This window comes from Nocardioides sp. (assembly GCF_036267815.1).
Classification (GTDB): domain Bacteria; phylum Actinomycetota; class Actinomycetes; order Propionibacteriales; family Nocardioidaceae; genus Nocardioides.
This window is the reverse complement of the sequence record NZ_DATAVI010000011.1, coordinates 85,840-96,692: the sequence shown is the minus strand read 5'-3', so window position 1 is coordinate 96,692 and position 10,853 is coordinate 85,840. Positions and strand designations below refer to the sequence as shown.

General features: G+C 71.8%; 8 protein-coding genes and 1 riboswitch. Of the genes, 7 read left to right on the top strand and 1 reads right to left on the bottom strand.

Annotation, left to right across the window (positions count from 1 at the left end; all coding sequences use genetic code 11):
- Positions 1-321: 321 nt before the first annotated feature.
- The 4 genes from VHW64_RS02430 to VHW64_RS02415 all read left to right on the top strand — a co-directional run bounded on the left by VHW64_RS02430 (position 322) and on the right by VHW64_RS02415 (position 6,219).
- The gene (locus tag VHW64_RS02430; RefSeq protein ID WP_329648908.1) at positions 322-3,477 is read left to right on the top strand and encodes an MMPL family transporter; all 3,156 of its coding nucleotides are present in this window, start codon (positions 322-324) and stop codon (positions 3,475-3,477) included.
- Positions 3,478-3,588: 111 nt separating this feature from the next.
- Positions 3,589-4,008: a VOC family protein gene (locus VHW64_RS02425; protein ID WP_329648907.1), complete on the top strand. Its 420-nt coding sequence runs from the start codon at positions 3,589-3,591 to the stop codon at positions 4,006-4,008.
- Position 4,009: 1 nt separating this feature from the next.
- Positions 4,010-4,945: an RNA polymerase subunit sigma-70 gene (locus tag VHW64_RS02420; protein ID WP_329648906.1), complete on the top strand. Its 936-nt coding sequence runs from the start codon at positions 4,010-4,012 to the stop codon at positions 4,943-4,945.
- Positions 4,946-4,974: 29 nt separating this feature from the next.
- Positions 4,975-6,219 carry a YibE/F family protein gene (locus tag VHW64_RS02415; protein WP_329648905.1) on the top strand — a complete coding sequence of 415 codons (1,245 nt, stop codon included), beginning with the start codon at positions 4,975-4,977 and terminating at the stop codon, positions 6,217-6,219.
- Here VHW64_RS02415 and VHW64_RS02410 read toward each other — a convergent pair.
- The gene (locus tag VHW64_RS02410; protein WP_329648904.1) at positions 6,206-6,589 is read right to left on the bottom strand and encodes a hypothetical protein; all 384 of its coding nucleotides are present in this window, start codon (positions 6,587-6,589) and stop codon (positions 6,206-6,208) included. The two genes, VHW64_RS02415 and VHW64_RS02410, sit on opposite strands and share 14 nt — an antisense overlap.
- 188 nt (positions 6,590-6,777) lie before the next feature.
- Here VHW64_RS02410 and VHW64_RS02405 point away from each other — a divergent pair, with 188 nt between their 5' ends.
- The 3 genes from VHW64_RS02405 to VHW64_RS02395 all read left to right on the top strand — a co-directional run bounded on the left by VHW64_RS02405 (position 6,778) and on the right by VHW64_RS02395 (position 10,852).
- On the top strand, positions 6,778-8,412 hold the full coding sequence (locus VHW64_RS02405; RefSeq protein WP_329648903.1) for an APC family permease: 1,635 nt from the start codon (positions 6,778-6,780) through the stop codon (positions 8,410-8,412).
- Between the two features lie 46 nt (positions 8,413-8,458).
- Positions 8,459-9,610 (top strand): hypothetical protein, encoded by a 1,152-nt coding sequence (locus VHW64_RS02400; protein WP_329648902.1) that lies wholly within the window; start codon positions 8,459-8,461, stop codon positions 9,608-9,610.
- A gap of 74 nt (positions 9,611-9,684) precedes the next feature.
- Positions 9,685-9,792: riboswitch (TPP riboswitch) on the top strand.
- The gene (locus VHW64_RS02395; protein WP_329648901.1) at positions 9,785-10,852 is read left to right on the top strand and encodes a thiamine ABC transporter substrate-binding protein; all 1,068 of its coding nucleotides are present in this window, start codon (positions 9,785-9,787) and stop codon (positions 10,850-10,852) included. (Overlaps the previous riboswitch by 8 nt.)
- Position 10,853: the final 1 nt, after the last annotated feature.

Below are 10,853 nucleotides of genomic sequence, written 5' to 3'. Positions count from 1 at the left end.
TGCGAAGTCGCAGACCTGGGCGCTGGGGGCGGCGGCAGCCTCCCTGCCGACCAGGACCACCTCGGCGACCCCGGACCCGAACCTGCTCAACAACCTCGCGGCGGTGCTGACCAGGATCAGCTGACCCGGCACCGAACCGTCCTGTGGCCCGGCCCCTGGTGGGGCCGGGCCATGCGCGTTCGGCGCTCTGCCCCGCCCGGGCCAGGGGACGCGCCGAGGTCGTTGAACCGCTGTTCACCTGCCCCCCGCGCACGATAGGTTGTCGCCGCTCGAGGAGGCCGCCGGCGGTGCCGGGAGGCAACGCCGGCCAGGGAGGTACCAGTGGCGCGTCTGCTTCACAGGCTCGGCATGCTCTGCGCCCGCAAGCCTCTGGTCGTCATCGGCGTCTGGGTCGTCCTCCTGGTGATCGTCTTCGGGTCCGTCGCCAAGTTCGGCTCGCTGACGAGCAACGACCTCTCCCTCCCCGGCACCGGCAGCCAGGAGGCCAAGGACCTGCTCGCGGCCAAGTTCCCGCCCCAGCAGAACGGCGCGAACCCGATCGTGTTCCACATCAAGTCGGGCAAGCTCACCGACCAGCAGTACAAGCAGGCCGTCAACGCCTCCATCAAGGCGATCAAGAAGCAGCCCCACGTCTCCAGCGTCACCAACCCGCTGAGCAGTGCGGGGCAGACGGCGGGCCTGCTGTCGAAGGACAAGCAGACGGCGTTCGCCCCGGTGCTGATGGACGTCGCCTCGAGCGACCTCACCGAGGAGATCGCGCAGCACGTCGTGGACGCCGCCGACCCCGCGACGAAGGCCGGCATCGACGTCCAGGCCGCGGGCAACATCGGCACGACGCTGTCGACCGAGGAGTCCGAGACCAGCGAGATCGTCGGCATCGTCGTCGCGATGATCATCCTCAGCCTGGTGCTCGGAAGCCTGATGGCGATGGGGATGCCGATCCTGACCGCGGTGCTCGGCCTGGGGGCGGCGCTGTCGGTCGTCGGTCTCGTCGGCCACATCCTGTCGATCCCGACCAGCGGCCCGACCCTGGCCACCATGATCGGCCTCGGGGTCGGCATCGACTACGCGCTCTTCCTGGTCACCCGACATCAGGAGCAGCTGCGCGACGGCATGGCGATGCACGACTCCATCGCCAACGCCGTGGCGACCTCCGGGAGCGCGATCGTCTTCGCGGGCGGCACGGTGGTGATCGCGCTGCTGTCACTGGCGGTCGCGGGCATCCCGCTCGTGACGGCGCTCGGCGTCGCGTCGGCGATCGGCGTCGTGGCGGCAGTGCTGGGCTCGATCTCGCTGCTGCCGGCGTTCCTGGGCCTGCTCAAGCACCGCATCCGCTGGGCCTCGGTGCCGAAGGTGATCTCGCCTCCGCACGTGCCCGGGCAGGGGATGTGGCACCGCTGGTCTGGCGTCGTACGCCGGCACCCGGTGGTCATCAGCATCGTGGCGCTGGCCTTCCTGGCGCCGATGATCATCCCCGTCTTCTCCCTCGAGCTCGGGCAGGAGGACATCGGCGCCACCAACCCGCACACCACCGAGCGCAAGGCCTACGACTTGATCACCGCCGGCTTCGGGGTCGGCTTCAACGGGCCGCTCCAGGTCGCCTCGTCGCTCCAGCCAGCGGCCCAGCCGAGTGCCGAGTACACCAAGAAGTACAACAAGGCGACCTCGCTCCAGAAGCAGCTGACCACGGCGCAGAAGGAGCTCCCGAAGCAGCAGAAGCAGCTCGAGCAGCAGCAGAAGCAGCTCCAGGCGCAGCAGGCGGCGCTGACCCAGCAGGGCAACGAGCTCAAGGCCAAGCAGGCCTCGCTGACCGCCCAGGGGGACCAGCTCAAGGCGCAGCAGGCCTCGCTGGAGCAGCAGGCCGCCCAGCTCCAGCGGCAGAAGGCGCAGCTCGAGGCGCAGAAGCGCGGCCTCGAGCGGCAAGAGGCGGTCCTCAAGCGCAAGGCGCAGGCACTGGCCGCCAAGATCAAGCCCCTGGCCGCTCGGCTGGTGGTGCTGGAGGTCCGCGAGCGCGTCCTGGAACGACGGATCAAGCACGCCCAGGGCAACCCCAGCCGGCTCGCGAGACTGGAGGCGCGGCTCGCGCGGGTGCATGACCGCGAGGCGACGGTGAAGGCGAGGCTGGCGCCCCTGGAGAAGCAGGCGCGAGCACTCGCGGCCCAGGTGCGCACCTTGGAGGCCAAGGCAGCCGCGCTCCAGCGACAGGCCGACCAGCTCCAGGCCCGGGCCGACGACCTCGAGCGGCAGAAGGCGAGCCTGCAAGCCCAGGCAGCCTCGCTCCAGCGGCAGGCCGCCCAGCTCCAGGCCCAGGCCGCCCAGCTGCAGAAGCAGGGCGACGCCCTCCAGGCCCAGGGCGACCAGCTCCAGGCCGAGGCCAACGAGCTCAAGCAGCAGCAGAAGGTGGCCCAGCAGCAACAGCAGCAGGCCCTCAAGCTCCAGCAGCAGCTGACCGACATGGTGACCGCGGCCGGTGGCGACGCCCGCGGCACCGACCCGCGCGTGGTCAGCCTTCAGCAGGCCCTGTCGGCGACCCAGGGGGTCGTCTCCCTCACGCCGCCGCAGCTGAACAAGAAGGGCGACGTCGTCCTGCTGTCGGCGGTTCCGAAGACCTCGCCGGCCTCCGACGACACCGCCGCCCTGGTCAAGACGGTCCGCGACGACGTGCTGCCACCGGTCAACAAGGACGGCATGACGTCCTACGTCGGCGGGTACACCGCGTCGTACGTCGACCTGGCCTCGCTGATCAGCGCCCGACTTCTGCTGGTGATCGGGACCGTGATCCTGCTCGGCTTCCTGCTGCTGATGGTCGCCTTCCGCTCGGTGCTGATCCCGCTCCAGGCCGCAGTGACCAACCTGCTGTCCGCTGCGGCGGCGTTCGGCGTCCTGACTGCGGTCTTCCAGTGGGGCTGGGGGATCTCGCAGGTGGGGATCGACACCCCCGACTCCTCGGTCCCGATCGCGAGCTACGTGCCGCTGATGATGTTCGCGGTGCTGTTCGGGCTGTCGATGGACTACGAGGTGTTCCTGGTCAGCCACGTGCAGGCGCACCACCACCAAGGCGAGCCGGCCAAGCAGGCGGTGGCCTCGGGCCTGGGGTCGAGCGCGCGGATCACCTCGGCCGCGGCCCTGATCATGGCGTCGGTCTTCGCCAGCTTCATCCTCAACGGCGACCCGGTGATCAAGCAGTTCGGCGTCGGCCTGGCGATGGCCGTGGTCCTCGCCGGCATCCTCGTGGTCACCCTCGCGCCGGCCTCGGTCACCCTCTTCGGCGAGGCCGCGTGGTGGCTGCCGGGCTGGCTCGACAAGCTGCTGCCGCACATCTCGATCGAGGGCGAGACCATGCCCGCGGCCGACGATCCCGCCGACGATCCCGCCGACGAGCCCGCCGACCAGCCCGCCGACCAGCCCGCCGTAGAGGGGTCGCAGCCCGAGGCGGTCGCGACCGAGGTCGGGGGCGACGTTCCGGAGCCCGCGTGACCTCCTGACCGACCCGGGTCATCGGCGCAGCGATGAGCTCTCACCCACCTCGTCGTTGTACGTGATGACTGCCCTGCCACAGTGGGCACCCACCGAGGAGGAGACATCACGATGGACTGGAAGCTGGAAGTGGTCATCGCGCCCGTCGCGGACGTCGAGCGGGCTCGCGCTTTCTACGTCGAGACGCTCGGGTTCCGGCTCGACAGCGACTTCCACCCCAACGACGCGTTCCGCGCGATCCAGGTGACACCACCCGGCTCGGCGTGCTCGATCGTGTTCGGGACCGGCCTCGGGGGCGGGGTCGCCCCGGGGTCGCTCAAGGGGGCGACGCTCGTGGTCGACGACATCGAGGCCGCGCACGCCTTCCTCGAGGAGAGGGACGTCGCCAACGGCGGTCCGCAGCACTTCGTCGACGGTGTGCCCACCCCGGGGGCCGAGCCCGACCGGGCCGACTACGGCAGCTTCGTCTTCTTCGACGACCCGGACGGGAACTCCTGGGCGATCCAGGAGGTCAAGAACCCCGCCCGCTGAGATGCCCGCCGAGATGCCCGACCTCGAGGAGGCGTTCGCCCGGCATCGGCGCGAGCTGCACGTGCACTGCTACCGCATGCTCGCGTCGTACGACGACGCCGAGGACGCCGTGCAGGAGACCTACCTGCGCGCGTGGCGGGGCCGCTCCGGCTTCGACGGCGACAACGTCCGGGCCTGGCTCTACCGCATCGCGACCCACCTCTGCATCGACAGGTCGCGAGCCCGGCACCGGCAGGTCGTGGCCCGGACCGAGGTGACCTGGCTGACGGCGTACCCGGACACGCTGCTGGACGAGCTGGCGGCGCAGGAGCAGCCCGACCAGGCCTACGTGGCTCGCGAGACGATCGAGCTGGCCTTCCTCACCGCCCTGCAGGTGCTGCCGCCTCGGCAGCGGGCGGCGCTGCTGGCGCGCGAGGTCCTCGGTCTGCCCGCGGCCGACACGGCCCGCCTGCTCCGGACCAGCGTGGCGGCGGCCAACTCCTCGCTCCAGCGCGCTCGGGCCACGATGCGTGAGCACCTGCCCTCGCACCGCACCGAGTGGTCGGCCAGCGACCCGGGGCCGGAGGAGCGAGCGCTGCTCGCGGTCTTCATCGACGCTCACGAGCGCTGTGACGTCGCGGCGGCCGTCGCCGCGGCGTCCGCGGACGTGCGGGTGACCATGCCGCCGTACCCCTCGGTGTACGACGGGCTGGGGGCCGTGCGGCCGCTGATCGAGCGCGGACTCGGCCCGGACCGCGACGGTGACTGGCGCCTGCTCCCGGTCGGGGTGAACCGGATGCCGGCGGCGGTGAGCTATCTGCGCCGTCCCGGCGACTCGGCGTACCGCGCGGCCAAGGTGGACGTGCTGCGCGTCGAGGGCGGGCGCATCGTGGAGATCACCACCCTGGGGCCGGACGCCGTGCTCGGACCGCTGGGTCTGCCCGACTCGCTCGGCTGAGGTCTTCGGCGACCCGGCAGGATGGGCCCGTGGCCCACTCGCACGCGCACTCCCATCGCGCGCCCCGCGACGGAGACGTCGAGATCGGCGGGCGCGTGCGCGTCGTCCTCCTCGGCTTCCTCGCCCTCGCCGCACTGCTGACGGTCGTCGGCGTGATCGCCCTGTGGCCAGGCCACGGGCCGGTCGACCGCGCCCGCGCCGAGGCGCCGTACGCCGCGCCGGGGGTGACGACCCCGAACGCCGAGGTGCTCTCGGTGGGGCCCGCCTGCCCGGCCGGCGGCTCGCGGACCAAGGCGCCGAAGGGCTGCGACATGGTGGAGGTCAAGATCCTGGACGGGGCGGGGAAGGGCCAGCAGGCGTCGGTGCGGGTGCCGACTGAGGTGACGACGTCCGGCATCGGTCGCGGCGACCACCTCGAGCTGCTGCGGCAGCCCGCGCAGGACGGACAGCCGGTCACCTACGCCTACAGCACCGTGCGTCGCGCGATGCCGCTGCTGTGGCTCGCCCTGGTCTTCGTCGTCATCGTGCTGCTGGTGGCGGGACGCCGCGGCGCGATGGCGGTGGTGGGGCTGGTGATCAGCGCCGCGACGCTGTACTGGTTCCTGTTCCCCGCGCTGCTGAGCGGCAAGCCCGGCCTGGCGGTCGCCTGCGTGAGCGCGTCGGCGATCATGTTCGTCGTCCTGTACTCGACGCACGGAGTCTCCCTGCGCACGAGCACGGCGCTGGCCGGGACGCTCGTGGGCATCGGTCTCACCGCCCTGGTCGGGACGGTCGTGATCGGCAGCGCGCACCTGACCGGCATCGCCGACGAGACGGGAGGCACCCTCTCGACGTTCGCCGGGAGCAGCCTGAGCTTCCAGGGCCTGCTGGCGTGCAGCATGGTGCTGGCCGGTCTCGGCGTGCTCAACGACGTGACGATCACGCAGGCATCGTCGGTCTGGGAGCTGCGCGCAGCGGCCCCGGGCTCCTCACGCCGTGAGGTGTTCACGGGCGCGATGCGGATCGGGCGCGACCACATCGCGTCGACCATCTACACGATCGTCTTCGCCTACGCCGGGTCGGCGCTGGTGCTGCTGATGCTGCTCTACATCTACGACCGGCCGATCCTCGACCTGGCCTCGACGGAGTCGCTGGCCGAGGAGGTCGCCCGGACCTTCACCAGCGCGATCGGCCTGGTCCTCGCCGTACCGGTCACCACCGCCATCGCGGCCCTGATCGCCGGTCCGCGGGCCGTCGCCGACCACCCCGACGACTCGGACCTCACTCGTCGCTGAACCGCACCGTCGCGCGGGTCTGGCCGGACGCCGAGTCGTGGGCCGGGTCGACGTTGACCGACGCGTTCGCGAGCACCGCCCGCAGCCGCTCCCGATCGGGCGCCTGGCCGCTCGGGCCGCCGATGATGAGGATCGGCGACGACGGACCCGGCTCGGAGTCGGCCGACGCGTCGTACCCGGCCTGGCGCAGCTCCGTGAGCACGGCCGCGGGATCCTGACCGGAGGGCACCTCGTAGCGAACGGTCGGGCGGTCGGGCCGCTGGAGCTGGTCGCTGTGCTCCCGCTCGTCGCGCCCGAACCGTTTGATCGCGAACGCCGCCAGCACCAGCACGATGATGACCGCGACGACGGGAACGAGTACGGCGCCCATGCCCACGCCGTACCCGTGCGCCCCGCCCCCATGCGGCCCTGGTCCCACCAGTCGCACGAACCCCCGCTTACGCGGGGTTGTTGACACTTATTGGGGGTTGCAACGGCCAATAAGTGCCAACTCCCCCGCGTCAGCGGGGAATTTGGCAGCAGCGCATGACGCCACCGGGGGGCGGGAACGGGCGGGGGGTGGACGGCGATCTCGAGACTGCGGAGCACGACCGGAACCTGAAGCACGAGCTGGGCTTCTGGTCCTTGCTGGCGACCGGCGTCGGGTCGGTGATCGGGTCCGGGTGGCTGCTGGCGGCGAACGCCGGGGCGAACGCCGCGGGCCCGGCCGTGCTGGTCGCCTGGGTGATCGGCGGCGCGCTGATGCTGATGATCGCGCTGGTCTTCGCCGAGCTCGGCATGGTCCGGCCGGAGTCCGGTGGCCTGGTGCGCTATCCGCTCTACTCCAACGGCCGGCTCGCCGCCACGATCGTCGGCTGGGTGATGTGGATCTCCTACATCGGCAACCCGCCCACCGAGGCGGCCGCGGTGCTCCAGTACGCCGACTCCTACGTCGACGGGATCTTCAGCGGCGACAAGCTCACGCCGTTCGGGCTCTTCCTCGCGGTCTGCCTGATGGCGCTCTTCGTGGTCGTCAACTACTTCGGCGTCCAGTGGTTCGCGAAGACCAACAACGTCGTCACGGCGTTCAAGATCGTCGTCCCGGCCCTGACCGTGGCCCTGCTGCTGGCGTCCGGCTTCGGCCACCACCGCGGCGCCGGCGGCACCGGCAACTTCAGCTCCCAGGGGTTCGCCCCGATGGGGTGGAGCGCCGCCCTGAGCGCGATCGCGACGGCCGGGATGATCTTCGCCTACACCGGCTTCCGCAACATCATCGAGCTCTCCGGCGAGGCGAAGGATCCCAAGCGCGACATCCCGCGCGCCCTCGTCGGCACGATCGGTGTCGCGTTCGTGCTCTACATGCTGCTCCAGGTCGCGTTCCTGATGGCGGTCCCGAGCGGCATGCTCGCCAAGGCCGGCTGGTCCGGCGTCGACTTCGACTCGCCGTTCGCCCAGCTGGCCAAGCTGTTGGGCTTCATGTGGCTCTACTGGCTGCTGATCGCCGACTCGATGGTCTCGCCGTCGGGCTCCGGCATCGTCTACACGGCGTCCAACGCGCGCAACGCCTACGGCCTGGCCAAGAGCCGGCTGCTGCCCCGGATGTTCACCGACGTCAACGAGCGGACCGGCGTCCCCGCGAAGGCGCTGCTGTTCAACCTGGCCGTCGGCGTGGTGTTCATCGTCGTCCTCCCGAGCTGGCAGTCGCTGGTCGAGGTGATGAGCGTCCTGGCGGTCTTCACCTTCTCGGTCGGCTCGGTCTCGCTCCACGTCTTCCGCAACAACGACATCGGCGAGGAGTCCACCCGACTGCGGGGGATGCGGGTGATCGCGCCCGCGGCCTTCGTGGTCAGCACCCTGGTCATCTTGTGGGAGCCGTGGGACATCCTGCGCAAGACGATCCCGGTGGTCGTGGCGACCTTGCTGTACTACGTGTTCGCCCACCTGCGTCATCGCTTCGGACGCGGCGAGGTCGGCGGCGGGATCTGGCTGGTGGTCTACCTCGTGCTGGTCTACGCCGTCTCGTACGCCGGCAGCTTCGGCGGTCGCGGCTGGCTCCCCGGCCCGTGGGACTCGGTGGTGATCGGCGTGATCTCCCTGGCGATCTACCTGTGGGGTGTCCGGGCCGGCACGGCGTACCTCGGGGAGCACGACGAGATCGTCGAGGACATCGAGCGCGCCCACGACGCCTGGCAGGAGGAGCCGGCGGAGGTGTGAGCAGGAGCCCGAGCCCGGCGCCGGCCACGCCACTAGCCTCGTCCGGGTGAGGGTACGGCGGAGCGTGGCGAGGCTCGTCGGCGTCGCCGCCGCTGTCGCCGTGGCCGGCTCGGTGGCGGCCTGTGGCGGCGGGGCGTCTCCGTCGCGGCTGACGTGGCAGGAACGGAACCTGCCGGTGCCCGCGGGCAGCCACGCCGTGGTCCAGAGCGCGACCTGGTGCGGGCGCCGGTGGTACGTCGCGGGCGCCACCGCCGGCGCCCGGGGCAACACCCGGCCGGCGATGTGGGCGAGTGCGGACGGCGCGCAGTGGCGGCCGGTGGCCCTGCACCCCGGTGCCGACTACTACGCCGAGCGCGCGATCCTCACCTCCCTCGGCTGCTCGCGCGGTCACGTCGCGGCGCTGGGCGCCAAGCCCGGCGGCGCTCACGGGAACCCTCGGGTCGAGACCTGGCACCAGGGCGGGGACGGGTCGCTGACCGCCGTCCGGGCGCCGTTCGAGCAGTACGGCGGGCAGGACGCGGTCTCGGTGAACCGGCTGTCCGGCGGTGCCGCGGGATATCTCGTCACCGGCACGCGGGTGAGCGGGGCGGCCGTCTGGAGCTCGCCGACCGGCCGGCGGTTCATCCTGCACGCGCGCGCGCCGGGCCTGGCCAACACCGGCTCGGCGACCACCCAGGCGCTCGACGCCGCGTGGTGGCACGGGTCGTGGACCGTGGTCGGCGACTCGAGCCGGTCCAGCGGCCGGCTGGTGGGCACGGTGTGGTCGGGCACGGGAGCCGGCCCCTGGACGCCCGCGCCGCTGCCCGGTGGCACCCGGCTTGCCACCGCCGAGCGCGTGACCGTGGCCCAGACCGGGCCGGTCGTCGCCGGGCTCGACGACGGCGCGATCGGGCTGTGGTCGGAGGGCCCGGACGGCTGGAGCCTCGCCACGAGGTTCGGGGCCCTCCGGCCGGGCGCGACCTCGCCGGCGTTCGTCTCGGGGCTGGCCCGGACCGGCGGCGGGTTCGCCGTCACCTGGAGCGACGGCGCGGCGTTCCACCTCGCGACCGGGACCGCCTCCTCGCTCTCCGACGTGCCCCTGCCGACACCCGTCGACGTCCGCGGCGACCACACCGTCACGGTCGCCGCCCACGGCGAGCACCTCCTCCTGCTCACCGACAGTGGCCGAGACGCCCACGCCTGGCTCACCGGTGACTGAGGTCGCTCCTCGAGCAACGCAGGGTCCACACCGGGCGACCCCGTCGACCAACCGAGGGTCGGCGTAGGGTGGAGGGCACAAGACAGGGGAGCCCCGTCCGGGGCTGAGAGTGCGGGTGTGGCCGCAGACCCTCCGAACCTGATCCGGTTAGCACCGGCGAAGGGAGTCAGCTCCATGGTTGTCCACCGTCGAGGCAGGCGCACGCTCGCTCTGGTCGCCGCCGCACTCGGTGTCGTCCTCCCGCTGGGCGCGTGCTCGCTGGTCGGGTCCGACGGCGAGCACGCCAGCTCCAAGGACGTCGTGCTGGTCACCCACGACTCCTTCGTGCTGCCCAAGCCGCTGGTCGCGAGGTTCGACCAGGAGTCCGGCTACCACCTCGTCATCCACGCCTCGGGCGACGGCGGCACCCTGACCAACAAGCTGGTCCTGACCCAGGGCGACCCGACCGGCGACGTGTCCTTCGGCGTCGACAACACCTTCGCGAGCCGGGCCCTCGACGCCGGCGTCTTCGCCCGGTCCGACGTCCCCCTCCCACCGGGTGCCGCGCAGTACGTCGTGCCCGGCGACGACGGACGTCTGGCGCCCGTCGACAACGGCAACGTCTGCGTCAACATCGACACCGGCTGGTTCGCCGACCATCACCTCGCGCCGCCGCGCGGGTTCGCCGATCTCGTCAAGCCCGCCTACGCCGGCCTGATCGCGGTCCCCGGTGCCACCACCAGCTCGACCGGGCTGGCGTTCCTGCTCGGCACCATCGGGAAGTACGGCGACGGCTGGGTCGGCTGGTGGAAGCAGCTCCTCGCCGGAGGGGCCACGATCACCGACGGCTGGACCCAGGCCTACGAGACCGACTTCACCCAGGGCGGCGGCCACGGCAAGGACCCGATCGTCGTCTCCTACGACTCCTCGCCGGCCTTCACCGTGCCGAAGGGCGGCACGAGCTCCACGACCAAGGCTCTGCTCGACACCTGCTTCCGCCAGGTCGAGTACGCCGGGGTCCTCACCGGCGCGGCGAACCCCGTCGGCGCCAAGGCGTTCGTGGAGTTCCTGCTGAGCCCGGCCGTGCAGCGGGCCCTGCCCGCCGCGATGTACGTCTTCCCGGTGCGAGAGGGCACGCCGTTGCCGGCCGCCTGGGCGAGGTACGCCGTCCAGCCGCGTCACCCGTACGCCGTGACTCCGGCCGCCATCTCGGCCCATCGCGACGACTGGCTGCGCGAGTGGAGCAACCTCGTGAGCGGCTGAG

Excerpts from the sequence above, each read along its gene's own strand:
- VHW64_RS02425 (WP_329648907.1), top strand. The coding sequence starts at position 3,589 with ATGGACTGGAAGCTGGAAGTGGTCATCGCGCCCGTCGCGGACGTCGAG.
- VHW64_RS02420 (WP_329648906.1), top strand. The coding sequence starts at position 4,010 with ATGCCCGCCGAGATGCCCGACCTCGAGGAGGCGTTCGCCCGGCATCGG.
- VHW64_RS02410 (WP_329648904.1), bottom strand. The coding sequence starts at position 6,589 with ATGGGCGCCGTACTCGTTCCCGTCGTCGCGGTCATCATCGTGCTGGTG.
- VHW64_RS02395 (WP_329648901.1), top strand. The coding sequence starts at position 9,785 with ATGGTTGTCCACCGTCGAGGCAGGCGCACGCTCGCTCTGGTCGCCGCC.